The sequence below is a fragment of the Marasmitruncus massiliensis genome (genome assembly GCF_900186535.1).
GTDB lineage: Bacteria > Bacillota > Clostridia > Oscillospirales > Ruminococcaceae > Anaerotruncus > Anaerotruncus massiliensis_A.
This window is the reverse complement of record NZ_FYDE01000005.1, coordinates 106,376-133,273: the sequence shown is the minus strand read 5'-3', so window position 1 is coordinate 133,273 and position 26,898 is coordinate 106,376. Positions and strand designations below refer to the sequence as shown.

The window sequence follows — 26,898 nt, the reverse complement described above, 5'->3', positions numbered from 1 at the left end:
GGACACTATGCCAAGAGACGTCTCTTTGGATCTTACACGTAATATCGGCATAATGGCCCACATTGACGCCGGCAAAACCACCACGACCGAGCGTATCCTGTACTATACAGGTATCAACCATAAGATCGGCGAGGTGCATGAGGGCGCGGCGACAATGGACTGGATGGCGCAGGAGCAGGAGAGAGGTATTACCATTACCTCCGCTGCTACCACCGCCTACTGGAAAGGCCACCGAATCAATATCATCGACACACCCGGACACGTTGACTTTACTGTGGAGGTTGAGCGCTCGCTGAAAGTGCTCGACGGTTCGGTAACGGTTTTCTGTGCAAAGGGCGGTGTTGAGCCTCAGTCTGAAACCGTATGGCGTCAGGCGAACAAATATAATGTCCCGCGTATGGGCTATGTCAACAAGATGGACATCATGGGCGCAGATTTCTACCGCGTGATCAGCATGATGAAGCAGCGCCTGAAGTGCAACGCTGTTCCTATTCAGCTGCCGATCGGCGCAGAGGCCTTCTTCAGAGGGATTATCGACCTTGTGGAAATGAAAGCCGACATCTATTATGACGACATGGGCAAAGATATGCGCGAGGAAGCAATTCCGGAAGATATGATGGAGCTTGCTCAGAAGTATCACGAGGAATTGCTGGAACATCTTGCCGATCAGGATGAGGCCCTGATGGAAAAATATCTGGGCGGCGAGGAAGTCACGGTGGAAGAGATGAAAGCCGTGATCCGCAAATCCACCATTGCCAACACAATGGTGCCTGTCTGCTGCGGCACATCCTATAAAAACAAGGGCGTGCAGAAGCTGTTGGATGCGGTTGTGGACTATATGCCCTCGCCGACCGATGTTGCCGACATTAAGGGAATCAATCCTGATACGGATGAAGCAGAAACCAGACCTTCTACTGACAACGCGCCGTTTACAGCGTTGGCATTTAAGATCGCTACCGACCCCTATGTCGGAAAGCTCTGCTTCTTCCGCGTCTACTCGGGTACCATTGAAGCAGGCTCCTCGGTATACAATTCCAATAAGGGCAACACAGAACGTATGGGACGTATTCTGCAGATGCATGCGAACCACAGGAAAGATATCGACGTTTGCTATGCGGGGGATATCTACGCCGCGGTAGGTCTGAAAAATACCGGTACCGGCGATACCCTCTGTGATCCCAAGCATCCGATCATTCTGGAGTCTATGGAGTTCCCTGAACCTGTTATTGACCTGGCAATTGAGCCGAAAACAAAGGCCGGCCAGGAGAAAATGGCAATCGGACTTTCCAAGCTTGCAGAAGAAGACCCGACTTTTAAGACCTACACCAATCCGGAAACCGGCCAAACGATTATCGCCGGCATGGGCGAGCTCCATCTGGAGATCATCGTTGACCGCCTGATGCGTGAGTTCAAGGTAGAGGCGAATGTCGGCAAGCCGCAGGTTGCTTACAAGGAAACCATCCGCAAACTGGCCGATGTTGACCATAAATATGCCCGTCAGTCAGGCGGTAAAGGTCAGTACGGTCATGTCAAGATCAAGATTGAACCGAACGAAAGCGGCAAGGGCTACGAATTTATCAATGCTGTTGTCGGCGGCGCGATTCCCAAGGAATACATTGGTCCTATCGACCAGGGTATCCAGGGCGCAATGCAGGCCGGTATTCTTGCAGGGTTCCCTGTAGTTGACGTGAAGGTTACGCTGTACGACGGTTCTTACCATGAAGTCGACTCCTCCGAAATGGCATTTAAGATTGCCGCTTCGATGGCGTTCAAGATGGCGATGCAGAAGGCGGACCCGGTTCTTCTCGAGCCGATCATGCGCGTAAGCGTCAACACGCCGGAGGACTATATGGGCGACGTGATCGGTGACCTGAACAGCCGCCGCGGACAGATCCAGGGCATGGAATCGGTCTTTGGCGCACAGGAAATCCGCGCGTTCGTTCCGCTGTCCGAAATGTTCGGTTATTCCAACGATCTGCGCTCCAAAACGCAGGGCCGCGGCAACTATTCAATGGAGCCCAGTCACTACATTGAGGTTCCGAAGTCAATTGCAGAAAAAATTATCAGCAGCAAAGGCAAGTCCGACGAATAATGCTTGCAATTTTTCATGCAACTTGATAAAATACAAACTATAATAGGGTCGGCCCCTGAATTTTCACCTTTTGGGAGGGCGCCCCAATTCCTTAAAAATTAAAATTATGTATGATAAGGGAGGAAATTTTCGATGGCAAAGGCACATTTTGAAAGAAACAAGCCCCATGTAAACATCGGCACCATCGGTCACGTAGACCACGGCAAAACCACATTGACCGCTGCGATCACCAAATTTCTCGCGATGAAGGGACAGGCCCACTTCGAGGCTTATGACATGATCGATAAGGCCCCTGAGGAAAGAGAGCGCGGCATCACCATCAACACCGCTCACGTTGAATATGAGACCGACAAGCGCCATTATGCGCATGTTGACTGCCCCGGACATGCTGACTACGTGAAAAACATGATTACCGGTGCTGCTCAGATGGACGGCGCGATTCTGGTTGTTTCCGCGGCTGACGGCCCGATGCCTCAGACCCGTGAGCACATCCTGCTTTCCCGTCAGGTTGGTGTTCCTTATATCGTTGTTTTCATGAACAAAGCTGACCAGGTCGACGATCCTGAGCTGCTTGAGCTGGTTGAAATGGAAATCCGTGAGCTGCTCTCCTTCTATGAGTTTGATGGCGACAATGTGCCCATCATCAAGGGCTCTGCTCTTCAGGCTCTGGAATCCGACAGCAAAGACCCCAGCGATCCGGTTTACAAGCCGCTGCAGGATCTGATGGATGCTGTTGACTCCTATATTCCGACCCCGGAAAGAAAAGCTGACCTGCCGTTCCTGATGCCTGTTGAAGACGTCTTCACCATCACCGGTCGTGGTACTGTTGCTACCGGCCGTGTTGAGCGTGGACAGCTGAAGACCGGCGACGAAGTTGAGATTGTCGGCCTTTCCGAAGAGAAGAAGAAGACTGTTGTTACCGGTATCGAAATGTTCCGCAAGATCCTCGACTATGCTGAGGCTGGCGATAACATCGGCGCACTGCTCCGTGGTATTCAGAGAACTGATATCGAGCGCGGACAGGTTTTGTGCAAACCCGGTTCCATTCATCCGCACACCAAGTTCCATGGCCAGGTTTACGTCCTGAAAAAGGACGAGGGCGGCCGTCATACCCCGTTCTTCAACAACTACAGACCGCAGTTCTATTTCAGAACAACCGACGTTACCGGTGTAGTTTCTCTGCCGGAAGGCGTTGAGATGTGCATGCCTGGCGATAACGTTGAGATGGATGTGGAACTGATCACTGAAATCGCTATCGAAGAGGGCCTCCGTTTCGCTATCCGTGAAGGCGGACGTACCGTTGGTTCCGGCGTTGTTACCAAGGTCAATGCTTAATTTTTCCTGAAACGGGATTAAAAGAAAGCCTGTCATTTGACAGGCTTTCTTTGCATATTGACAATTCGATTGATTCTGCTTATAATGAAAAAGAAATAAATAAACGTCTGTTTCAGGGCGGGGTGCGATTCCCCACTGGCGGTATAGTCCGCGAACCGATTATGATCGGCCGAATGGGTGCGATTCCCATACCAACGGTACAGTCCGGATGAAAGAAACTGCGTATCCGCACGGATGGATTCCGACGAAACGCAACGCCCTTGAACCGAGAGGTTCAGGGGCTTTTTCATTCCCTAACAACAGACCTCAATGGAGGAAGAAGTTATGGAAGTAATCACAAACAAACAGACATCCACCAGAAGGGTCAACGTCAGAAATCTGGTAAAAATCGCACTGCTGGCGTCGTCGGCCACCCTGCTCATGCTGTTTGAAATTCCGCTCTGGTTTGCCCCGTCTTTTTATGAAATTGATTTAAGCGAAGTGGCCGTGCTGATCGGCGCATTTGCTATGGGACCGCTCGCGGGAGTCATGATTGAGGCGATCAAGATCATTTTGAACCTGCTGATTAACGGTACGCTCACCGCCGGCGTCGGTGAGTTTGCCAATTTCCTGTTCGGGTGTTCGTTTATCGTACCAGCCGCACTCATTTATCGTTCGAAGAAATCTGTCAAAACCGCGGTTGCCGGAATGGCTGCCGGTACCATCCTGATGGCTGCGATTGGAGCACTGGTCAACGCATATGTGTTGCTTCCGGTCTATGCGGGGGCTTTCGGGATGCCGCTCTCTGCGCTGGTCGAGATGGGAAGCAAAGTAAACGCCGGCATTACCGATATGAGATCGTTTATCCTCCTTGCGGTTGTCCCCTTCAATCTGCTCAAAGGAGTCATGACTGCGGTTGTCACGCTCCTGCTTTACAAAAGAGTATCGCCGCTGCTGCATAAATAAAACGGTTTGGGAATTGTTTTGGCGGAAATTTGCAGGGAGTTCTTGACAACCTCCACCGGATCATGTAAAATATACTTAAAAAGTGAATATTACCTACCTTATAAAGAGTGGCGGAGGGACAGGCCCTGTGAAACCCGGCAACCTGCATTGCAAGGTGCTAAATCCTGCGGTATGACCGACAGATGAGGATGAGAAACGCGCTCGGAATTATCGCCGGGCGCGTTTTTAATTGAAATTGACAGATTTTGCAGTAAAAATCGACAAAAATAACACAGTATAAAAAATATATGACGAGATGGGGCAGCAGTATGGATTTAAAAGTATGGATGAAAAAAACAGTAAGCTTGGCGGTAGCAGCCTCGGTCTGCGCGGGAATCGGCACAGTCACGATGGCGAAAACAGGATACAACGATTTTGACGCGATTGTCAGCCACGTCAATCTGAAGGTTCCGGCAAAGCTGATCATTACCAGGCCGTCAGCAGATATCACGACAACAGCCGCCGCCTTTTTCATTACGGGAGACTCCGATCCCGGGCAGAGTCTGACAATGAACGGTGAGACGGTGACGACACGCGGTTCGCGTGGAAGCTTCGGCGTCTATGTGGCTTTGGATTCGGGAAAGAACGTCTATACATTCCAGCAGGGGAATGTGGTTGCAACGGTCACCATTACGAAGGGGAACGCCGCGTTTGCCCCGACTACTTCGGTGGTCAGCAGCATGGCCCCGTCTTTTGACTGCGCGACTTTTTCCGGCAGTACGATCAACCTCTCCTGCGTGGCCCCGTCGGGCGCGTCGGTGACCGCTACGATCGGCGGACGCAAGGTGGCAATGAAACAGGCCGCGGCTACCGAAAAGGCGGGCGTTCCTGCTTCGTTTACCGGAAGCACAACGGCAGGCAACGTTTCCGCCACAAAAAATATCGGCCCTGTTACTTATACGCTGACCTATAATGGAAAAATTACACAGTATCAGTCCGCAGGAAGTGTCTTTATCGCCCCGAAAGGCAACACCAGCCTTGTTGTAAAGGTAAAAAACAATGCAGCCAGCATTTATAAGGACCATGCGCGCAGCGCGTTCATTGAGACTGCCCGCCTTGGTGCCGTGGATTATGTAACGGACATCGGCAGCACAAGCTACCAGCTTTCCTCCGGCGGATGGATTCCCAAGGATTCTGTTATTCCGCTTACCGGGAAGGTGGCTGTCAGCAACCAGATCAGCAGCGCCTCCTATGAAATCGGGCAGAAAGGCGAACAGCTTGTCCTGACCGGCGCCAGTGCCCCGTTTTTCCGCGCAGTGCAGGAAAGCGACAAACTGACTGTGAAGCTGTTCCATACAACGGGGGTTCAGAACTTCTCGGTCGCAAAAAGCAAATTGTTTTCCGGCGCATCTGTAACGGAAAAGAACGGCGCTACTACGATTGTGTTTACCCTCTCCGGTAAACGGGCGCTCTGGGGGTATGATATTAAATACAGCAACGGGGTTACCACCATCTACGCGAAATATGCGCCGTCCCTGTCTTCGGGCAGCAAACCGCTTACGGGTATCACGGTTGCGCTGGACGCGGGCCACGGCGGTACGGATCCGGGCGCGATTGGAATTCCCGGTACCGCGGGCGCAATGGAAAAGGACATCACACTTGCGACGGCTATTGCCGTTCAGAAACGGCTGGAATCGCTGGGAGCGACTGTGCTGCAGCTGCGCCCCAAGGATATGGACCTGACCATGAATGACCGTATGACCATGACACAGAATGTTTATGCCGATTTCTTTATTTCTCTGCACTGCAACAGCATCGGCTATGAGCAGAATTCCAACACCGTTTCCGGCGCGGAAGTGTTCTATTATGAAGGAATTGCGAAAAACTTTGCCTCGACCCTCTCCAGCAATGTGGCGGGTTATACGGGAAGAAAAAACCGCGGCGCTCTGTTTTCCAACTATCGTGTGACCATGAACAGTTTTGCGCCGTCTGTACTGGTCGAAATGGGCTTCCTGACCAACGCGGTCGAGTACGATGACCTGACTTCACGCGAGGGCATCTTTAAAACAGCCAACGCTGTCGGGGACAGCATTGTCACGGCGCTGCGCTAGAAGCTGAACGCGCTGTCAGCAAAAGTAAAGGAGAACATCAATGGGAAAATATCTTTTTACATCAGAATCCGTAACAGAAGGGCATCCTGATAAAATCTGCGATCAGATTTCCGATGCCGTGCTGGATGCGATTATTGAGCAGGACCCTACCGCCCGTGTGGCATGTGAAACTGCCGTTACTACCGGTATGGTGATGATTATGGGAGAAATATCCACCAAATGCTATGTAGATATCCCGACGCTTGCGCGCAGTGTCATCCATGAGATCGGATATGACCGCGCGAAATTCGGCTTTGACTCCGAGACCTGCGCGGTACTCACCAGCATTCACGAACAGTCCGGCGATATTGCGCAAGGTGTGAATGACGCTCTGGAAATCAGGGAAGGACAGAAGGATGAAGCCTTTTCAACCGGTGCCGGGGACCAGGGGATGATGTTCGGCTATGCTTCGGACGAAACCCCGGAACTGATGCCGATGCCGATTTCCCTTGCCCATAAGCTGGCAAGGCAGCTGACAAAGGTGCGCAAGGACGGGACGCTCGGGTATCTTCGTCCGGACGGTAAAACGCAGGTGACGGTCGAATATGAAAATGACAGCCCTGTCCGGGTCGATACGGTTGTCATTTCCAATCAGCACTCGCCGGAAATCCCGCTTGAGCAAATCCGTGAGGATATTGTACAGCATGTCATCCGCAAAATCATCCCGGCAGAGCTGATGGATGACCGCACGAAAATCTTTGTGAATCCCACCGGCCGGTTTGTAATCGGCGGTCCTCAGGGGGACAGCGGCCTGACGGGACGCAAGATCATTGTAGATACCTATGGCGGCTTCGGGCGCCATGGCGGCGGAGCGTTCTCCGGGAAAGACCCGACCAAGGTGGATCGTTCCGCTGCTTACGCGGCGCGGCATGTAGCGAAGAACATTGTGGCCGCAGGGCTGGCAAAACGCTGTGAAGTGCAGGTGGCATACGCCATCGGGGTGGCGCGCCCGGTTTCGGTCAATGTCAACACCTTTGGGACAGGAACTGTCAGCGACGAACGGCTTGCGCAGGCAGTCGACAAAGTATTTGATCTGCGCCCGGCTATGATTATCAAAAATCTCGACCTGCGCCGGCCGATCTACCGCCAGCTTGCGGCATACGGCCATATGGGGAGGGAAGATTTGGGCGTCAGCTGGGAAAAAACAGACAAAACCGATGCCATTTTGGCCGCTTTAAAATAAAAATGCAAAAATCATAACACTTTTTCACCTCGAAGCATAGGATACTTCGAGGTGATTTTTATGTTGGATGTGTTGATCTGGGTAGCAGTAGCGCTGTTGGCGTGTGTTGGTTTGGTTCAGTTATGCACATGGACTGCCGTCCGTTACAGCCGCAAATCCAACCGTGTTTACAAGGTGATCCCAATCGGTGGCGAGGGGAAAAATACCGGGGACCAGATGTCGCTTCTGTATGCCTGCATGCAGTGGGAGGCCAACCCCAGCCGTCAAATCTATGTACTTTACAACGCGGGGCTGAACGAAGAGGAAGTCAAGGCCTGCGAACAGCTTACAAAAAGCACCGGCGCGCTGTTCGCGCGAACTCCGGAAGAACTGATCGCACTGATGAAGGTTTAGAGGCGGCGTTGCAAACAGGAACGCAATGCATTATAATAAAACGGTTAAAGCAAATGAAGGACGGTGTAACGGATGAACGGCGCAGACCTGTACAGACTGGAGGGAAGCGTGGAATCGATTGTGTTCCACAGCGCGGAAACCGGCTTCACCGTTTTGGAAATGGCGACGGATTCGGAACTGGTAACGGTGGTTGGGGAATTTGCCGATATCGCGGTGGGTGAGACGCTGATTGTAACCGGAACCTACTCCACCCACGCGAAATACGGGCTTCAGCTGAAAGCCCAGATTTATGAGCGCCTGATGCCCGCCACCGCTTCAGCTATCGCGTCTTATTTGTCCTCCGGAGCAATCAAGGGCGTGGGGCCTGTTCTTGCAAAAAAGATGGTGGGGAAATTCGGCGACGATACCCTGACCATAATTGAGCAAACGCCGGAAAAACTGGCGGAAATTGATGGGATTTCCCCGAAAAAGGCGCAGCAGATTGCCGGAGAATACGGAAAACTGTTTGGCATCCGCACGGTGATGATCTTTTTAAATCAGTTCGGAATTTCCGCATCCTATGCGATCAGGACATGGAAAAAGTTCGGCGTTTCCGCGCAGGAAATGGTTTCGAATAATCCGTTTATTCTGTGCTGTGACGAAATTGGCGTGCCGTTTGAGCTGGCCGACCAGATCGCCGTGAAAAACGGGCTTGCGCCGGACAGCTACGAAAGGGTGTCTGCGGGTGTTCTGTATATCCTGCGCCACAACAGCGGAAACGGCCATGTCTGCCTGCCCGAACGGAAGGTAGCTGAAACAGGCCATAAGTTGGTCGACGTGGACAGTTATCTGGTGGGCGATGTCATAGCCGATATGGTGGAGAAAAACGAACTGGTACGCCTGAAAGTGCGGGAGGAGTCGTTTGTGTATCTGCCGCGCTATTATGAAGCGGAGTGCTTCATCGCTTCAAAGCTGTCGATGATGCTGGGCCAGACGGAACCGGAAAACCTGCCCGACGCGGAGGAATTTGTGGCGCGCCACGAACAGGAACAGGGCATTACTTATGCGGATTTGCAGCGCAAAGCGATCATTACGGCAATTTCGCGGCAGGTGATGATTCTGACAGGCGGCCCCGGAACCGGAAAAACCACCGCGATTTCCGCCATTATCCATCTGCTGGGGCAGATGGGGGAAAAGGTGTCGCTGGCGGCGCCCACAGGCCGCGCCGCCAAACGGATGAGCGAACTGACCGGCGTCGAGGCGAAAACGGTCCATCGGCTGCTGGAAGTGGACTTTTCCGACGGCTCAGGGACGACGAAATTCAAACGCAATGAGAAAAATCCGCTGCCATGCGACGCGGTCATTATTGACGAGACCTCCATGATGGACACGCTGTTGTTTGAATCGCTGCTGCGGGCGCTGAAATTTTCCTGCCGTCTCATTCTGGTCGGCGACCCCGATCAGCTCCCGTCGGTCGGCGCGGGAAATCTGCTGGGAGATCTGATTGATTCCGGATGCTTCCCGGTAGTCCACCTGACGGAGATTTTCCGTCAGGCGGCCCAAAGCCTGATTATTACCAACGCGCACGCGATTGTGACAGGGGAATATCCTCAGATGGACACGCGGGACAACGACTTTTTCTTTCTTCCGGACAGTTCCGCGCTCCATATGGCGGCAACCGCAGCTGATCTGTGCGTGCGGCGCCTGCCGCAGAGCTACGGCTATTCCCCAATGTGGGATATTCAGGTGATCGCCCCCACCCGCGTGGGCGCGGCCGGTACAGGAGAGCTGAACCGGATTTTGCAGCAGGCAATTAACCCGCCCGACCCGTCAAAGAAAGAATTCACCGCGGGATCGGTTGTTTTCCGGGAAGGCGACAAGGTCATGCAGATCAAAAACAATTATGATCTGGTATGGGAAAAGGAAGACGGGGAAGCGGGCATGGGCGTTTTTAACGGGGATATCGGCGTGATTGAACTGATTAATAAGCCCTCGACTTCCATCATTGTCCGGTTTGATGACCGGACGGCCGAATATTCCTTCGATATGGCAAACGAGCTGGAACTGGCTTACGCGATTACCGTTCATAAGAGCCAGGGCAATGAGTACGATGCGGTGATTCTCCCGCTGATGGCTGGGAAAAGCCGGATGTACTACCGCAGCCTGCTTTATACCGCCGTGACGCGTGCCAAAAAGCTGCTGATCATTCTGGGCTCCCGGGAAACGGTCTGCTATATGGTGGACAACCATCGCAAATCCCGCAGATACACCAATCTGGTTTATCTGCTTGGCGAGGTGTGCGGATGAAAACGACGCTGTCTGAACGCCTTTTGTCGCTTATTTTTCCGCACAAGTGCTTTTTATGCCGCAGCGAGTCGGTGCCTGCGGACGTCTGGCTGTGTGATCGGTGTTTGTCCGAGCTGCCGCTTACCTCCGGGGCTCTCTGCAGGCGGTGCGGAAAGGCACCGGAAGACTGTGTCTGCAAAGAGGACTCTCCCGGCTTTGACGGCGCGGCGGTTCCGCTTTTCTATACAGATGCCGTCGCGCGCGGAATCGGCAGCTTTAAATATCAGGGGAAACGCTATTACGCTCCTTTTCTCGCGGAACTGATGGCGCAAAGCGTGCGGGAAACCTATGGGGACATGCAGTTTTCAGCGATTACCTATGTACCTTTGCATCCCGCAAAGCTGCGCCGCAGAGGCTATTGCCAGACCCGTCTGCTGGCGGACGAGCTTTCCGCTTTGCTTGGGATCCCCGTCGAAAGCGGGTTCCTGCGGCATACCGGAAAAGGCGGGGCGCAGATGGAGCAAAAGGGGCCGGAAGCCAGAAAGGAAAATGCGAGGCTGTCTTTTGCCATCCGCAAAGACACAAAGCTGCAAGGAAGGATTTTCCTTTTGGTGGACGATGTGCTTACAACCGGCGCGACAGCCGGCCGCTGCGCCGGCCTGATGCGGCAGAAAGGCGCACAGGCGGTCTATCTTGCCGCTGCGGCAACTACCTGCTACCGGCATCGAATCCAGTAAACGGCAATTGCATTGGAAGGACAGTTGATGTATAATAAAAAGAAATTCGGCTCGTACAAACCACTGTCTGATTGGAGGACTTTACATATGGCTGCAAATGATATCGGCATTGATCTTGGAACGGCAACGGTATTGGTTTATGTTGGCTCGAAGGGAATCGTTCTGCGTGAACCGTCGGTTGTCGCGATTAATACGAAAACACAGGATATTCTCAGTGTCGGCGATGAAGCGCATGAGATGATCGGCAAAACGCCTGCAAAAATTACCGCGATCCGCCCGCTGAAAGACGGTGTGATCTCCGACTATAAAATGACGGAGGAAATGATCAAGTATTTTATGAAAAAATCCTGCGGCACCAGCATTTTCAAGCCGCGCGTCGCGCTTTGCGTACCTTCCTTGATTACCGGCGTAGAGGCGCAGGCCGCCGTGGATGCGGCGGTCATGGCGGGTGCCCGCAGCGTCTATCTGATCGAAGAGCCGGTAGCGGCGGCAATCGGGGCGGGAATTGATATTTCCAAACCGGAAGGGAATATTATTCTCGATATCGGGGGAGGAACTGCGGATATTGCCGTCCTGTCCTTAAACGGCATTGTCTGCAAAAATTCGATAAAAATGGCGGGGGACAAATTTAACGCCGCGATCGTCCGTTATGTCCGGGCGAAGTATAACGTTCTGATTGGGGAACGCATGGCGGAAAGTGTCAAAATTGCGGTTGCCAGCGCCGACGAAAACGCTGAGGACCTTTCCTGCGAAATCAAGGGACGGAATCTTGCGGCGGGGCTGCCCACTCGTATGGAAATTACGCGGAAAGAGCTGTTCCCGACCATCATCGACTGCGTAACGGAAATCCGCGACGCCGTACATTCTGTAATTGAGAAGACACCGCCGGAGCTTGCGGGGGACATCCGCGGCAACGGTCTGGTTATGACAGGCGGCGGCGCGCTTCTGCACGGGTTGGACACCTATCTCGGCAAGCAGTTCCGGATTCCGGTACGGATCGCGGAAAACCCGGTGGAGTGTGTTGCCATCGGCACGGGGCGTTCGTTCGAATTTATCGACCAGCTTGTTGACGGTTTTGTTACCTCTTCTACCCATAAACATTAAAAATTGGACGTATAAAGCCTCCTTGAATTGGAATACTTTGAGTATCCAAATCTAAGGAGGTTTTTTGTTATGCCATTAACAAGCAAAGAATTGTCAGCCATTGAAGATCAGCTGAAAATGGAACAGGTAGTTATTAAAAAATGCAACTACTATGCCCAGAATGCAACCGATCCTCAGCTCAAAACACAGTTTCAGAACGCTTCCACCAAGCATCAGAACCATTACAACCGTCTGCTGTCGCAGCTGAACTAGGGAGGAAATGAATCATGAAACAGTCAAATCAAAATCCGATGAGCCAAATGAACCAGATGGGATCTTCCGGCGGCCAGATGGGATCTTCCGGCGGCCAGATGGGATCTTCCGGTAGCCAGATGGGATCTTCCGGTAGCCAGATGGGATCTTCCGGCAGCCAGATGGGGTCTTCAGGGAGTCAGCAGTCGTTCGGAGATCAGGAGATGATGAACGATGTGCTTTCCAGTCAGAAGCTGTTAACCGGCAACTATAATAATTTTGCGAATGAATGTGCCTCGCCTGCCTTGCTGAGCGAAATGATGAATATTCTGAATGAAGAACATCAGATACAGCACCAGGTATTTGATGAAATGCAAAAACGCGGCTGGTATCAGACCGAGCCCGCACAGCAGCAGAAAGTCGACCAGTGCAAACAGCAGTATGCGACCCAGCAGGCTTCTCTGCAAGGCTAAACAGACAGGAATTGAAGAACGCCCGCGTTTTGCGGGCGTTCTTCCGTATTTCGGCAGTTATTTTGCGATATGGACGTCCAGCTGATTATATGGAATCGAAATGCCGTTTTGATCAAAGCTGCGTTTGACTTCTTCCAGAAGGTCAAATTTGAGCGGCCAGTAATCCGGGGTCTTGCACCAGACACGGCAGCAGATCAGAATTGCGGAGGAGGCGTGCTCAGATACGCGGACGACGGGTTCCGGGTCGCTCAGCGCCATAGGATGGGTGCTCACCGCTGCCCGGATCAATTCCTGCACCTTTTGAAAATCGTCATAGTAGCTGATTGAGAAGGTAATGTCCAGCCGCCGGGTAGGCTCGCAGGTGAAATTCACGATCTGGGCCTTGGCGACATCGCCGTTCGGGATGTGAACAACCTTGTTGTCAAAGGTTTTTAGTACGGTATAGTTAAGGCGGATTTCTTCGACAGTTCCCTCTGTGCTGTTGATCTGAACATAATCCCCCAGCGCGAAAGGCTTTGTGAACAGAACGGAAATTCCTCCCGCCAGATTGGCCAGCGAATCTTTCACCGCCAGTGAAATGGCCAGCCCAAAAACGCTCATCAGTGCGATCAGCCCGCCGACAGCGTCGGGAACCAGTATTGCCAGAACCATGGTGCCGAGCACAAGGTACAGGCAGATGCCGAAGATAGACAGCATAAAATGATGAAGGGTCGGGTCCAGCTTGGACTTTTGCAGCATTTTGCGGGTCAGCCGGAGAAGCAGTCGGATCAGGATGATCCCGATAATTAAAATGCCGGCCGCCGTAAACAGCTTGGGCAGCAATTTTATGAAACCGTCCCACAGGTAGTCCCAGCGGGTGGTTCCGGGCATTTCCGCCAGGTTTTTGAGCGCGTCCACAGCCTCCTGCGTGACGGTGTTGGGGTCCATTGCAACAGTATCCATGGTTTACATCCTTTCCTTTGTCAAGATTGCTTTTTTTCGCCGCGTGGGTAGAGCGAAGGTGGCCTGCCGGTTATTTTCTTAAACACGCGGGAAAAATAGAGCTGGTCTTCATAGCCCACGGAAGCCGCGATTGCGGAGATGGGCAGCGGCGAATGCTCCAGCAGTTCACACGCCCGCGAGATACGGAATCGCGTCAGGTATTCGTTCGGCGGCGTGTCCAGATGCTTCATAAACACCCGGTAAAGATGGCTGCGGCTGATCCCCACGCTACTGGCGATATCGGTTGTGTCCACGGCGCGGGAATAATTATGCGCGATAAAACGGACGGCATTTTCCACATATTCCAGCGAGGGTTCTTCCGCGGACGGCGTGTCCTGTTTCTGCTCAACGAGAAGGGCCAGAAAAACATAGAGAAGCCCGATTGCGCGCAGTTCGCTTGCCGGAGTGGAGCCGACCGCGTGATAAATTGCCAAAATGGCGTCCTGAACCTGCTGGGTCTCTTTAAACTGTGTCACAGGTGCTTCTTCCGCGAAAGGCGTCTGTGAGAGCAGCAGCTTTGCCTGAGCGCCCTGAAAACCGACCCAGCAATATTCCCACGGCTCCTGTCTGTCCGCCGTATAGGAAACCATCTCGGATGGATAAATCAGAAAAGTATCGCCCGCGAAAACACGGTGAGTCACTCCGGAGACAGTGATAACACCTTTTCCGGAAATGACGTGGTGGATCAAAAAATGGTCGCGCAGGCCGGGCCCCCAGGTATAACCGGGGGCACATTGCTGAATTCCGCTGTTATATATAGCGATCGGGAGACTTTCCCGCGTTTTGGTTTTATAAGAATATTTAAACAGACCGGGTCCCATCTTATCACTCCTTTCTTATAGAGTGTAGCGTAAAGCGTGATTTGTTGCAACAAATATCCATAGAAATGGGATAATTTTATGTTGCAAAATGGAAGTTTGTGCGGTAGGCTTAATCATAGAAACAAATGCTTGAAAGGCGGTTGCCATATGAATACACGGCAGACGGCAGAGCAAATTTCCGGCGGGGCATTTGACCGGACGTTTTCCTGTCTTTACAGCGAAAAAGCACCCGGGCAGAAAGACCGGTACTGTGCCGCAATACAGAAGTTTGAAGAATGTTTTGGCACGGACAGGGGAATCGCGCTGTTCAGTGCGCCGGGCCGGACGGAAATCGGCGGAAACCATACCGACCATCAACATGGGCGGGTTCTGGCTGCCGGGGTCAACCTCGACATTCTGGCGGTAGCGGGGAAAAACAGCGACGGTGTCATCCGCATCCAGTCAGAGGGGTATCCGATGGATACCATTCAGCTAAGTGACCTGTCTGTGCAGGAGAGCGAAAAAAATCATGCCGCCGCGCTCATCCGCGGAATTGCCGCCCGTTTCCAGGAACTGGGTCTCGAAATCGGGGGATTTGACGCATATACCACTTCCAATGTTCTGAAAGGCTCCGGCCTGTCCTCCTCGGCTGCGTTTGAAACGCTGGTCGGCGTGATGCTCAATGAGCTTTATGCAGGCGGGAAAGCCGATCCTGTGCAGATCGCTCAGATTGGGCAATATGCGGAGAATGCCTATTTTGGAAAACCCTGCGGGCTGATGGACCAGACTGCCTGTTCGGTAGGCGGATTTGTTACCATTGATTTTGAAAACCCGGACAAACCGGCAGTCAAAAAACTGGCGGTGGATTTTGCAAAATACAGGCACAAACTGTGCATTGTGGACACGGGCGGCAACCATGCGGACCTGACCGGCGATTATGCCTCTGCGCCCGCCGAGATGAAATCGGTGGCAAAGGTATTTGGCGGGGAGGTCCTCCGCGAGGTAAAACCGGAACTGTTTTATCAGAATCTGTCCCGTGTGCGTTGTGCATGCAGCGACCGGGCGATCCTGCGCGCATTTCATTTTTTTGCGGATAATGACCGGGTGCCGCTGGAAGTTGCGGCGCTGGAGTCGGGCGACTTTGAAGCGTTCAAGAAACTGGTGATTGAAAGCGGGCAATCGTCATTTATGTATCTGCAAAATGTTTATACCTGCAAAAACCCGGACGAGCAGGGCCTTTCGCTGGGACTGGCGATCAGCGAACATCTTTTGACCGGGCGGGGCGCATGGCGGGTGCATGGCGGAGGATTTGCCGGCACGATTCAATGCTTTGTTCCCAATGACCTGCTGGGAGTTTATAAAGCAGTTATGGAAAACGTGTTTGGTGAGGGAAGCTGCCATATTTTGTCAATCAGACCGGTGGGCGGCGTCCGCCTAAGTCCGGATTTAAGTGATTCAATGGGAAAGGTGGAAAACAATGGCTGAGCTGAGATGGCATCCGCTGACAAAGGACTGGGTGATGATTGCATCCAACCGTCAGGAAAGGCCCCAGATGCCGAAGGACTGGTGCCCGTTTTGCCCCGGTTCCGGAAAAGTCCCTGAGGACTATGAGGTATATTGCTATGACAATGATTTTCCGGCGCTGAGCCAGAACCCGCCCGCGCCGGACGCGGTGGAAACGGCGTTCTTTCAAACGGCGCCGGCCTATGGAAAGTGCGAGGTGATTTTGTACTCGCCCAGGCATACCGCTACTCTGCCCGAACTTTCCGACAGCCATGTGGAAAAACTCGTCGATTTGTGGTGTAAACGTTTTGAAGCGCTGTCGGCCGACCCAAACATAAAATATGTCTTTATCTTTGAAAACCGGGGCGACGCAGTGGGCGTTACCATGCCGCACCCGCATGGCCAGATCTACGGCTATCCGTTTATTCCGAAAAAAATCCAGCTTGAAACGGAATCCGCCGGGGAATACTATCAGAAGAACGGCAAGTGCCTTTTCTGCGATCTGTGGCAGTCCGAACAGGAATTCGGCAAACGTGTGATCTTTCAAAATAAACATTTTATTGTGTTTTTGCCTTTTTTTACAGAGTATCCGTACGGCGTTTATATCATGTCCAAGGCGCACAGGAGATATATTACGGAATTCAGTGAAGAGGAGCGGCGTGCTCTTGCGGTAACCGTGAAACAGACGGTGGGCATGCTGGACGGCCTGTTCGGGTATCAATTTCCCTATATGATGTGTATGCATAATGCGCCGGTTAACGGTGAAAAAGATTATTCGAACGACTATCACTTTCATATCGAGTTTTTCCCGCCCATGCGCAGCGCAGAGAAAGTGAAATATAACGCGTCATCCGAGACCGGATGCTGGGCGCACTGTAATCCCACCTGTCCGGAAGAAACCGCTGAAGAACTGCGGGCGGCCTATCAGCGTTATCAGATGTCAGAGGTTTAAAAGGGGAATTAACAGAAAGCCGCCGAATGGCGGCTTTCCGTATTTTTCAAATTTATGTTACCGGTTTGTGAATTATTTTTCATTTTCATACAAGAAATTGATTGCAAAAAAGCACAAAATATAGTATACTTATTTCCAGTTTCGGATTTTATCCGGAATGTGAATTTGTTATCAATATTATATTTTATATAGCAAGGAGAGGGACTATGAACATTGATTTTACTCTTGCGGGCGCGGTAATTATTACCGGACTTGTGGTCGTTTTCATTGCCCTGATGGGCCTCTGGCTACTCGTTTGGCTGTTTGGCAAGCTGTTTGTTGCTATCAGCTCGAAACCAACGCAACCCCAGCCAAAAACGGAAGCGCCGAAACCAGCAGCCCCCAAGGCTTCTGCCAGCGCTGCTGTGAAAAATGCGATGGTGGTTGAAGACGGCATCAGCGATGAGATCGTTGCTGTAATTGCTGCTGCTGTGGCTGCTATGGGCGGCGCTGCCGGCGGATTTGCACTGCGCAGTGTCAAACGTGTCAGAGAAGCCCGTTCTGCGTGGACTGCGGCCGGTTTGATGCAGAATACGCAACCGTTTTAATCGAGACAAACTTTTACGAAAGGGCTGACAATATGTTTGAAATCTTTATGCAGTCAGTGGAGACGCTTGTTGGTAAGAGCGGTTTTTTTAATCTGTCGGGCGGACAGGCTCTGATGATTCTGGTGTCGTTTTTGCTGATGTATCTTGCAATTGGAAAGGGATTTGAGCCTCTTCTTCTGCTCCCGATTGCATTCGGTATGTTCCTTACCAATATCCCCAACGCGGGTCTTTACCATACACTGATCTTCATTAACCAAACCGGTCATATTGACTGGGAGATGCTGGCCTCTACCGGCGGTTTGCTTGACTACCTCTATCTGGGCGTAAAACTGGGCATCTATCCTCCGCTGATCTTCCTCGGCGTAGGCTGTATGACGGATTTTGGTCCGCTGATTGCAAACCCGAAGAGCTTTATTCTGGGTGCTGCCGCGCAGCTTGGTATTTTCCTTGCGTTCTTTGGAGCGCTTGTGCTTGGATTTACCCCTGCGGAAGCTGGTTCCATTGGTATCATCGGCGGAGCCGATGGCCCGACCGCGATCTTTACCACGACACAGCTGGCACCTCATCTGCTTGGCTCGATTGCAATCGCGGCCTATTCCTACATGGCGCTGGTGCCGATCATCCAGCCGCCGATTATGAAGCTGCTCACCACTAAAAAACAGCGTGCAGTCAGAATGGAACAACTCCGCCCTGTTTCCAAGCTGGAAAAGGTGGTATTCCCGATTATGGTGGCGCTTGTTGTTTCCTTCCTCGTACCGGATACTGCTCCTCTGATCGGTATGCTGATGCTGGGCAACCTGTTCCGTGAATCCGGTGTTGTCGACCGTTTGAATAAGACTGCTCAGAATGAGCTGATGAACATTGTTACCATTTTCTTGGGTGTCACAGTTGGCGCGACTGCAAATGCGGAAAGCTTCCTTACCGCTAAAACGCTGGGAATTTGCGTCATGGGCCTGTGTGCATTCGCTTTCGGCACCGCCGGCGGCGTGCTCCTTGGCGACCTGATGTATGTGCTTTCCAAGGGCAAGATCAATCCGCTGATCGGTTCCGCGGGTGTTTCCGCAGTTCCGATGGCTGCGCGTGTTTCCCAGAAAGTCGGCCAGTCCGAAAATCCGACCAACTTCCTGCTCATGCATGCCATGGGGCCGAACGTTGCCGGTGTTATCGGCTCTGCGGTTGCCGCGGGTGTTCTGCTTTCCATTTTAAAATAATCGTTATATCTTCCAAAGGCAGGTCGAAAGACCTGCCTTTTTCTATTCTCTAAAACTCCATTTTATGTTATAATAGAGCCGGTAAGGAAAAATGCCTGAATTGGTCGAGCAGAAGAAAAACTGCTGCAACCATGCGGCGGGAGCATTTTTTCCGGATTGTGGGAGTCTGCCGGATAAAGTGTGTAGAGGAACTTTGTAATACTGATAGAATGTGTGGTAAATAGGAATGGATGAATCTCTGAAGGACAGGTTTCATAGGGCGAAGCGCAGGGTTATAGACGATTTCTTTGCACGGATGAATCCTATGCAGAAACAGGCGGTTTTTACTATCGAGGGGCCGGTGTTGATTCTTGCGGGCGCGGGCAGCGGAAAAACTACGGTGATTATCAACCGCATCGCCAATATGGTTCAGTTTGGCGATGCGTATACAAGCGAACACGTGCCTGACCGGCTGACGGAAGAAGATGTAGAGTTTTTAGAGGACTATGCCGACGGCGGAAACTGGGATATGGACCGGGCTTTTGCGCTTATCCGGAACAAAACGGTGCTGCCGTGGAATATTCTGGCCATTACCTTTACCAATAAAGCCGCGGGGGAGCTTCGGGATCGGCTGCGGGCGATGCTCGGGACGGTTGCGGAAGATATAAACGCGTCTACTTTTCATTCCGCTTGCGTGCGGATATTGCGCAGGGAAATCAGCCGGCTGGGCTATGAAAGCTCGTTTACCATCTATGACACCGACGATTCGGTTCGCCTGGTTAAAGCTGCGCTGAAAGACCTGAATATTGACGACAAGAAATTTCAGCCGAAGGGAATTCTGTCCGCAATTGGGCGTGCAAAGGATGAATTGAGAACCCCTGCCGAATTTGCCTTGACGGTGGGGGATGATTACCGCTTACAGGTCATTGCGAAAACCTATGAAATCTATCAAAGGCAGCTGAAGACGGCGAATGCAGTCGACTTTGACGATATCATTATGCTGACGGTTCAGATTTTTCAGAAATTCCCGGAGGCACTGGAATATTACCGCAACCGCTTCCGCTATGTGATGGTTGACGAGTATCAGGATACGAACCGGGCACAGTTTGAACTGGTGAAGCTGCTTTCTTCTTCCAGCGGCAATCTTTGCGTTGTGGGCGATGACGACCAGAGCATCTACAAATTCCGTGGAGCTACGATTGAGAATATCCTTCAGTTTGAGGATACCTTCCATGGGGCAAAGGTGATCAGGCTTGAGCAAAATTATCGGTGTACCACCACGATTCTCGACGCGGCCAACGCGGTGATTGAACATAATACCGAACGCAAGGGGAAAACCCTTTGGACAAAGAATGATACCGGCGTCAAAATCAAGGTGCACCGGGCTGTGGACGAGGGAGAAGAGGCACGTTTTATCGGAGATACCATTTCCGAAAATGTCAAAAACGGTGCGAAATTTTCCGATCATGTGATTTTATACCGGATGAACGCACAGTCGAACATGATTGAACGCGGCCTGGTAAAGTTCGGCATCCCATACCGCATTATCGGCGGGCTGCGGTTTTATGAACGCAAGGAAATCAAGGATATTGTTTCTTATCTGTCCGTTCTCAACAATCAGGCGGATACGCTGCGTCTGCGCAGGATTATCAACGAGCCGAAACGGAAACTCGGCGACAGCACAGTCAATGCCGCGGCAGAAATCGCGCAAGGGGTTGGCGTGACCCTTTTTGAGGTTCTGGAACATGCGGATGAATATGCATCGCTGGGCCGCAAGGCGGGTGACCTGATGGAGTTCGCCTCGATGATGCGCCGCCTGATCGACGCGGTGGGCACCTGCCCGCTTGATGAACTTCTGGACAGGCTGCTGGAGGAAACCGGCTATCTGCAGATGCTTCGCGCCGAGGGGTTTGAAGGGCAGACCCGCATGGAAAATATTGAGGAGCTCAAAACCTCCATGCACCGTTACGAGGAGGAAAACGAGGAGCCGTCTTTATCAGGATTTCTGGAAGAAATCTCCCTATACACCGATCTGGATAAATACGATCCTGATACGGATGCGGTTGTCATGATGACCATGCACTCCGCCAAGGGCCTGGAATTTGACAATGTATTTATTGCAGGCATGGAAGAAGGGATTTTCCCCGGGATGCAGGCGATGTACGATCCTGTGCAGGTGGAAGAGGAACGCCGGCTGGCATATGTTTCAATCACGCGCGCAAAAAAACGCCTTTTTATCACAACAGCTGCCCAGAGGATGCTGTTCGGCCAGACCATGCGCAATCGTATCTCCCGCTTTTTGGGAGAGGTTCCCCCGGAACTCTGTGAGGTGGACGATTCAACCCTGGTCCGCCGCCAGCAGGTACAGACAGAGCCGCGCAAGCCCCGCATATCCGAAACCGATAAGATGCTGGGTGTCGGTTCAATGCCGGCATCCGACGCGGGTGAGTTTACGATCAGGGCGGGGGATATGGTAACGCATAAAGTGTTTGGAACAGGCCTGGTGCTGTCGGTAACGCCTATGGGTAATGACCATCTGATAGAAGTAGCGTTTGACGGTGTCGGTACAAAGAAAGTAATGGAAAAATTCGCTAGATTGCGTAAGAATAAGTAGTTTTCGACCAGAATTAACAATTAAAATTGTTGAAAGTTCCTTGCTTCGACAAATTTTTATCTTCATCTGCATATAATAAAACTGTTAGTAAAAAAAAGATGTCTAAAAACAAGGTGGAGTGTTAATGCTGCAGATGAAAAAGTGGGTTTTGGCGTTTAAAATCGAATATCTATGGAAGAGAATCCAATGCAACCGTAAAAGGATGGAACTCCTGATTCGACAGCATGTACCGTATAGTTCTCCCAAGCTGGTCAGGCTGGACGAGAGAAATCGGGAGTTTGGATGGCGTGCCCGGCAGATGGAAAAGCTTTGGATGCAGATGCCGTCGAAGTGATTACATATCGGAAACAGCGGTTTCACACGAACGTGTTGGAATCCGCTGTTTTCTTCTTGTCGTACGAAAACTCCCGGCTGTGCCGGGAGTTCAAAAAAGCTTTAGCGATGAGTATAGCAAAAAACCTCCTTTTGATATAATGAAGCTGCGGTCTGCCAACTGCAACGAGACATATCAAAAGGAGGAACATTCGACATGAAGACGAATGATATAGATAGTTTAAATCATACGAGCTGAAATTGCAAATACCATATAGTGTTTGCCCCAAAGTATCGAAGAAAAGTAACATACGGAAATATGCGGGCTGAGATAGGAAAAATACTGAGGGAGTTATGTAACTGGAAACAGGTGGAGATCATAGAAGCGGAGGTGTGTCCGGACCATATACACATGTTGGTGAAAATACCACCAAAGATGAGCGTTTCCGGATTCGTAGGATTTCTCAAAGGAAAGAGTACCTTGCTGATATTTGAGCGGCATGCGAATTTGAAATACAAGTATGGAAACCGGACATTCTGGTGCAGGGGCTATTTTGTGGATACGGCAGGGAAGAATGATAAAGCAATAGCCCAATATATCAAAAATCAACTGGAAGAAGATCAGGTTGAAGACCAGATGACACTCAAGGAGTACGTAAACCCGTTTACGGGTAGCAAGTAACAAACTTTTGCAATTGGCAGACCGTACCAGCGCCTTGAGGCGCAGCTAGTAAAACAGGGCTTTGCCCGCATATGGAGAACCCCCGGCTTTGCCGGGGGGTAACTATTTCATGAGTAAAATGGTTGACTGAACGCCGAATACAGAATAAAATAGGGAACAGGCAGAAAATTTCCGCGCAGATGCACAAAAACAAGAATCCCTCATAAAATGATATTGAGTACAGCTCAAAACATAACTAGGAGGATTCATATGGCAGAACAAAAATCAGCTCCTGTTACTGCAACCGGAGCGAACTGCTTTAAAGAAGCAGTGTGCATAGATGCCGGCAGGATTTTTGATTCCTGCACCGACAAAGATTGCCTCACGGATCTGCAGGTATTCTTTACTGACCGAGCTCAGCCGGTCATTGACAGCGCGATGAGCGTTAAATGCAAAGACGTGGAAATTATCACCGTTTATTTGGATGTGGAGCCGGTTCCTTTTAACAAAGGATTCTATTCGGTTGATATCACATTCTTCTTTAAGGTGACGCTGGGTGTTCATACATCCGCTTCCGCTCCGCCTGCAAATGTGGTTGGAGTCGCCGCATTTTCAAAGAAAGTCATCCTGTTTGGCAGTGACGGAAACGTGAAGGTCTATTGTTCCACCGACCCAAGGAACTGCTGCGAGCATGACAATACGAACATGCCCAAAGCGAGTGTACATGTCGTCGACCCGATGTGCCTTGACGCCAAACTTGTTGAATGTACTCCAAACCGGGTGTTCGACTGCGGAATTAACCTGCCGAACGCGGTCTGCGGCAAGTTTGACGGCGATTTTGCCCCCGTTAAGCCCCAGAAGGTCGTACTGATTACGATTGGATTGTTCACCATTGTCCAGTTGGAGCGTTGCGTGCAGATGATGATTCCTGCATATGATTACGCAGTGCCCGACAAGGAAAGCTGCAACACGACGGATGACCCACGCGAAGTGTTCAAGAAAATCAAGTTCCCGGTGAGTCAGTTCTTCCCCCCAAAGCTGAATGAAAGCGATCTCATCTAAACCAGCCTGCCGGAAGACGTGGGCGTAAATGCGCCCACGTCCAAAACCGGCTATTCATGGAGGACAAAAAAATGGCAAATGTTACCCTGATTACGTATACGCCCAACCCGGAGCGGACGGTTGCGGCGGCGGCGAAGCTTTGTTACTCGCCTGCTTCGATTGACGACTTATTGGACAACCTTACCGAAGAAAAGACCGCAGGATTTGTGGAAATGCTCGCGGAAATCGGGCATGAAAGCCCGATTGAACACGCAAGCTTTACCTTCGGGATCGAAGGCGTTTCCCGTTCGCTGTTGGCACAGATTACCCGCCACCGAATCGCATCCTATAGCGTGCAGAGCCAGCGCTATGTCCGTGAAAGACAGTTTACCTATGTAACGCCGCCCGAGATTGTCTCTGTTCCGCAGGCCAGAGAAGAATTCGAAAAGGCGATGCGGGCGGCTCAGGAGAGCTATGACAGAATTGCTGAGATTCTGAGGGACAAGCACACCAGAACTCTGACAGCGCAGGGAAAAGAGGAAAAGACAGCCGCGCGCCTTGCGGAGAAGCAGGCGATTGAGGACGCGCGTTTTGTGCTCCCTAACGCCTGCGATACCAAGATGGTGGTCACCATGAACGCACGCAGCCTGCTGAATTTTTTCCGGCATCGCTGTTGCAACCGGGCCCAGTGGGAGATCCGTGATGTCGCCGATCAAATGCTCGCGCTGGTCAGTGCTGTTGCCCCCGCTTTGTTTTCCAAAGCCGGGCCTCCCTGTGTGCGCGGAGCCTGTACGGAAGGAAAGATGTCCTGCGGAAAGCCGCAGGAAACGCGGGAACTGATCGAGCGCCTGAAACAGGGGGCGGCCGAATGAGCGGCAAACTGATTGTTATTGACGGGTTGGACGGTTCCGGAAAGCAGACACAGGCCGGCCTGCTGAAGGAACGGCTCCTGCGGGAAGGAAAACAGGTGCGTGCGATCAGTTTTCCGGATTACAGCCAGCCTTCTTCTGCGCTTGTGAAACAATACCTTGGCGGCGATTTCGGGCAGGCGGACGAGGTTTCCGCTTATGCGGCATCCAGCTTTTATGCTGTTGACCGCTATGCCAGCTATACTCAATTCTGGAAAAAAGAGTACCTTTCCGGATATACTATGTTAGCTGACCGTTACACGACATCCAACTTGGTGCATCAGATGTCAAAGCTGCCGATGGAGGAGTGGGACGGATTTGCGGCGTGGCTGGAAGATTTTGAATATCAGAAGCTGGGGCTGCCGCGCCCCGATTTAGTAATCTATCTGGACATGCATCCCGATGTTTCCAAAAAACTGCTCTCGTTGCGCTACCATGGCGATGAGAGCAAAAAAGATATCCACGAGGCCAATCTGAGCTATATGGCGCGCTGCCGCACCTGCGCGCTTTACGCCGCGCAGAAGTTTGATTGGCGGGTGGTGCACTGTTCAGATGAAAACGCGGCGTTTGATGTCAGCTTGATAGCCGATCAGGTCTATCGGGCAGCAGGACAAATTTGACAAAAATTCGAGAGGACTTTTTATGCTGGATTTTAAAAGAATAGAACTGAGTGACAAAACATGGATTGAGCCGCTTCTTGCAATGGGGGATCAGCGGGGCAGTGAATATACCTTTTCCAACAATTTCATCTACCGGAAGCTGTACGGCATCGAGATTGCCCGGGTAGATCAGTATTATGTGGTCCATTCCTCAAGGCAGGATGAAACCCATAGACCCAGCTATCTGTTTCCCTCTGGGAGCGGCGACATTAAGCCGATCATTGAGGAACTGCGCCGTGACGCAGACCGGAGGGGAGAGCTGTTTCGGATGCACGCGATCACAAAAGAAAACCGTGCGCTTCTTGAAATGCTTTACCCCGATACTTTTGAATTTACGGAGGTCAGGGATTCCTTTGATTATATCTATGAGAGCAAGGCTTTGATCACGCTTGCCGGGAAAAAGCTGCATTCCAAGCGCAACTTTATTAACCGCTTCCAGACGGAGCATGAGGGCGCCTGGAGTTATGAGGCGATTACGGGCGATAATATTGATGAATGCTGGAAGATGAATGTGCGCTGGTGCGAAGAGTACGGCTGCGGGGATGACCCGGATCTGGCGGAGGAAGCCTGTGCGGTGCGCAACTGCTTTAACAATTTTCAGGCACTGGGGCTGTCCGGCGGCCTGCTGAAGCTGGACGGCGAGGTGATCGCCTTTACGATGGGACGCCCGCTCAATTCCGATACGTTTATTGTGCACATTGAAAAAGCATTCCATGAGATAGCCGGTGCATACCCGATGATTAACCAGCAGTTTGTATCCCATAACTGCGAAGATTTCCAGTATGTCAACCGGGAGGATGACGTCGGCGATGAAGGGCTCCGAAAGGCAAAGCTATCCTATAAGCCGGCGATCCTCCTGGAAAAATTCTCGCTGACAGAAAAATAAAAGATTCAATGCAACCGGAGGAGGCTCAGAAGTGATACAATTTGCAGAAGAGTCCATGCGGGGAGAACTCCGTGAACTCTGGAAAGAGTGTTTCGGGGACAGTAACCAATATATTGACCTGTATTTCGGCGGATATGATATTTCGCGCCATATGCTGGTATTTATGGACGGCGAGCATCCGGTTTCCATGCTGTCGCTTCTGCCGATGACGGTGGTGACGCCGGCGGGAATTATGCCGGCCAGATATATTTACGCGGTGGCGACAAAGCAAAGCTACCGGGGGCGGGGGCTGAGCACCAAACTGATTGAGTGTGTGCATAAATATCTTAAGGAGCAGGGGGTAAAACTTTCTGTATTGGTTCCGGCTTCCGCGCAGTTATATAATTTTTACGGCAAACGCGGGTTTTCCGCTGAATTTTATTCGGGACAGGCAATTGTGGAGCGCGGCCGCATACCAAAATTTGAAGGAAGCTTTGTCATTACCGACACTACCGTACAGGAATTTATGGAAATCAGGGAGCGGGCCTTTGCCGGGCGCACCATGTTCGTGCGGTGGGACGGCGATTCTCTGGCCTACCGGATGGCGGAAACCGCCTTCAACGGCGGCGAGACGCTGACATTGGCTACCGGAGACGCTTCGCACGCCGTAGCTGTCTGCTATAACCGCGGCGGGTCTGTCCTTCTCAAGGAGCTTGCTGTGGACGGGATGTCTGTGGAAACGGCGCTGGCGGTCTTGCAGCAGAAATTCAGCGCGGACGAATACCATCTGCGGCTTCCTATGGATATGCATTCGCCTTATCCGCTCAAAAAGGCGGCGTCCGGAGCCGCGTGCTGGTATGACGCGGATGCGAGGGAGCGTGTTTATCGTGCGGGAGGCGCCGCGCCCTATATCAGCCTTGTACTGGATTGAACGAGAA

The 26,898-nt window shown here is 51.7% G+C and carries 24 protein-coding genes, 1 pseudogene and 2 riboswitches; of the genes and pseudogenes, 23 read left to right on the top strand and 2 right to left on the bottom strand.

The features are described from left to right. Nucleotides 1–7: 7 nt before the first annotated feature. From fusA to C1A10_RS08630, 11 genes are all read left to right on the top strand, one after another. Nucleotides 8–2,092, top strand: coding sequence for an elongation factor G (gene fusA, locus C1A10_RS08685; RefSeq protein ID WP_101909909.1), 2,085 nt, complete (start codon nt 8–10; stop codon nt 2,090–2,092). 132 nt (nt 2,093–2,224) lie between these two features. After that, a complete protein-coding gene (gene tuf / locus C1A10_RS08680; RefSeq protein ID WP_101909908.1) occupies nt 2,225–3,427 on the top strand; it encodes an elongation factor Tu in 1,203 nt (400 codons plus the stop codon). 104 nt (nt 3,428–3,531) lie between these two features. Further along, nucleotides 3,532–3,651: riboswitch (FMN riboswitch) on the top strand. A 100-nt stretch (nt 3,652–3,751) separates the two neighbouring features. Then, nucleotides 3,752–4,372, top strand: coding sequence for an ECF transporter S component (locus tag C1A10_RS08675; protein WP_101909907.1), 621 nt, complete (start codon nt 3,752–3,754; stop codon nt 4,370–4,372). A 95-nt stretch (nt 4,373–4,467) separates the two neighbouring features. Continuing rightward, nucleotides 4,468–4,561, top strand: a riboswitch (SAM riboswitch). Nucleotides 4,562–4,680: 119 nt separating this feature from the next. Next, nucleotides 4,681–6,462: an N-acetylmuramoyl-L-alanine amidase gene (locus tag C1A10_RS08670; protein ID WP_180951064.1), complete on the top strand. Its 1,782-nt coding sequence runs from the start codon at nt 4,681–4,683 to the stop codon at nt 6,460–6,462. 40 nt (nt 6,463–6,502) lie between these two features. Next, entirely contained in the window at nt 6,503–7,684 is a 1,182-nt protein-coding gene (metK, locus tag C1A10_RS08665; protein WP_101909905.1) for a methionine adenosyltransferase, read from the top strand. A 60-nt stretch (nt 7,685–7,744) separates the two neighbouring features. Next, nucleotides 7,745–8,077, top strand: coding sequence for a hypothetical protein (locus C1A10_RS08660; protein ID WP_145997716.1), 333 nt, complete (start codon nt 7,745–7,747; stop codon nt 8,075–8,077). Nucleotides 8,078–8,149: 72 nt separating this feature from the next. Continuing rightward, the gene (gene recD2 / locus C1A10_RS08655; protein ID WP_101909903.1) at nt 8,150–10,363 is read left to right on the top strand and encodes an SF1B family DNA helicase RecD2; all 2,214 of its coding nucleotides are present in this window, start codon (nt 8,150–8,152) and stop codon (nt 10,361–10,363) included. Beyond that, the gene (locus tag C1A10_RS08650; RefSeq protein ID WP_101909902.1) at nt 10,360–11,079 is read left to right on the top strand and encodes a ComF family protein; all 720 of its coding nucleotides are present in this window, start codon (nt 10,360–10,362) and stop codon (nt 11,077–11,079) included. Before recD2 ends, C1A10_RS08650 begins: the two co-directional genes overlap by 4 nt. Before the next feature lie 87 nt (nt 11,080–11,166). Then, complete coding sequence (mreB, locus tag C1A10_RS08645; RefSeq protein WP_101909901.1) at nt 11,167–12,183, top strand: rod shape-determining protein; 1,017 nt, start codon at nt 11,167–11,169, stop codon at nt 12,181–12,183. A gap of 69 nt (nt 12,184–12,252) precedes the next feature. Continuing rightward, nucleotides 12,253–12,435, top strand: a complete 183-nt coding sequence (locus tag C1A10_RS08640) for a spore coat protein (protein WP_101909900.1) — start codon at nt 12,253–12,255, stop codon at nt 12,433–12,435. Nucleotides 12,436–12,449: 14 nt separating this feature from the next. After that, nucleotides 12,450–12,887, top strand: a complete 438-nt coding sequence (locus tag C1A10_RS08630) for a spore coat protein (protein WP_242968891.1) — start codon at nt 12,450–12,452, stop codon at nt 12,885–12,887. Between the two features lie 57 nt (nt 12,888–12,944). On the opposite strand, the gene C1A10_RS08625 is transcribed toward C1A10_RS08630, so the two are convergent. After that, nucleotides 12,945–13,829: a mechanosensitive ion channel family protein gene (locus C1A10_RS08625; protein ID WP_101909899.1), complete on the bottom strand. Its 885-nt coding sequence runs from the start codon at nt 13,827–13,829 to the stop codon at nt 12,945–12,947. 20 nt (nt 13,830–13,849) lie between these two features. Continuing rightward, nucleotides 13,850–14,689 (bottom strand): AraC family transcriptional regulator, encoded by an 840-nt coding sequence (locus C1A10_RS08620; RefSeq protein WP_101909898.1) that lies wholly within the window; start codon nt 14,687–14,689, stop codon nt 13,850–13,852. A 147-nt stretch (nt 14,690–14,836) separates the two neighbouring features. Between C1A10_RS08620 and C1A10_RS08615 the strand changes: the two genes are divergently transcribed. From C1A10_RS08615 to C1A10_RS08560, 12 genes and pseudogenes are all read left to right on the top strand, one after another. Continuing rightward, a complete protein-coding gene (locus tag C1A10_RS08615; protein ID WP_101909897.1) occupies nt 14,837–16,153 on the top strand; it encodes a galactokinase in 1,317 nt (438 codons plus the stop codon). Further along, nucleotides 16,146–17,123, top strand: a complete 978-nt coding sequence (gene galT / locus C1A10_RS08610) for a galactose-1-phosphate uridylyltransferase (RefSeq protein WP_101909896.1) — start codon at nt 16,146–16,148, stop codon at nt 17,121–17,123. Before C1A10_RS08615 ends, galT begins: the two co-directional genes overlap by 8 nt. Nucleotides 17,124–17,329: 206 nt before the next feature. Then, nucleotides 17,330–17,710, top strand: a complete 381-nt coding sequence (locus C1A10_RS08605; protein ID WP_101909895.1) for an OadG family protein — start codon at nt 17,330–17,332, stop codon at nt 17,708–17,710. A gap of 32 nt (nt 17,711–17,742) precedes the next feature. After that, nucleotides 17,743–18,921, top strand: a complete 1,179-nt coding sequence (locus C1A10_RS08600) for a sodium ion-translocating decarboxylase subunit beta (protein WP_101909894.1) — start codon at nt 17,743–17,745, stop codon at nt 18,919–18,921. 226 nt (nt 18,922–19,147) lie between these two features. After that, the gene (locus C1A10_RS08595; protein ID WP_101909893.1) at nt 19,148–21,514 is read left to right on the top strand and encodes an ATP-dependent helicase; all 2,367 of its coding nucleotides are present in this window, start codon (nt 19,148–19,150) and stop codon (nt 21,512–21,514) included. A gap of 124 nt (nt 21,515–21,638) precedes the next feature. Further along, nucleotides 21,639–21,848: a hypothetical protein gene (locus C1A10_RS08590; RefSeq protein ID WP_101909892.1), complete on the top strand. Its 210-nt coding sequence runs from the start codon at nt 21,639–21,641 to the stop codon at nt 21,846–21,848. Nucleotides 21,849–22,043: 195 nt separating this feature from the next. Then, nucleotides 22,044–22,508: pseudogene (gene tnpA / locus C1A10_RS08585) on the top strand (IS200/IS605 family transposase). A 249-nt stretch (nt 22,509–22,757) separates the two neighbouring features. Continuing rightward, a complete protein-coding gene (locus C1A10_RS08580) occupies nt 22,758–23,549 on the top strand; it encodes a hypothetical protein (RefSeq protein ID WP_101909891.1) in 792 nt (263 codons plus the stop codon). 71 nt (nt 23,550–23,620) lie between these two features. Next, complete coding sequence (thyX, locus tag C1A10_RS08575) at nt 23,621–24,400, top strand: FAD-dependent thymidylate synthase (RefSeq protein ID WP_101909890.1); 780 nt, start codon at nt 23,621–23,623, stop codon at nt 24,398–24,400. Next, nucleotides 24,397–25,056, top strand: coding sequence for a dTMP kinase (locus tag C1A10_RS08570; RefSeq protein WP_101909889.1), 660 nt, complete (start codon nt 24,397–24,399; stop codon nt 25,054–25,056). The genes thyX and C1A10_RS08570 overlap by 4 nt, the downstream gene beginning before the upstream one ends. A 22-nt stretch (nt 25,057–25,078) precedes the next feature. Continuing rightward, nucleotides 25,079–25,981: a DUF2156 domain-containing protein gene (locus tag C1A10_RS08565; RefSeq protein ID WP_101909888.1), complete on the top strand. Its 903-nt coding sequence runs from the start codon at nt 25,079–25,081 to the stop codon at nt 25,979–25,981. A 31-nt stretch (nt 25,982–26,012) separates the two neighbouring features. Next, nucleotides 26,013–26,891 (top strand): GNAT family N-acetyltransferase, encoded by an 879-nt coding sequence (locus C1A10_RS08560; protein ID WP_101909887.1) that lies wholly within the window; start codon nt 26,013–26,015, stop codon nt 26,889–26,891. The last annotated feature ends 7 nt before the right edge of the window (nt 26,892–26,898 follow it).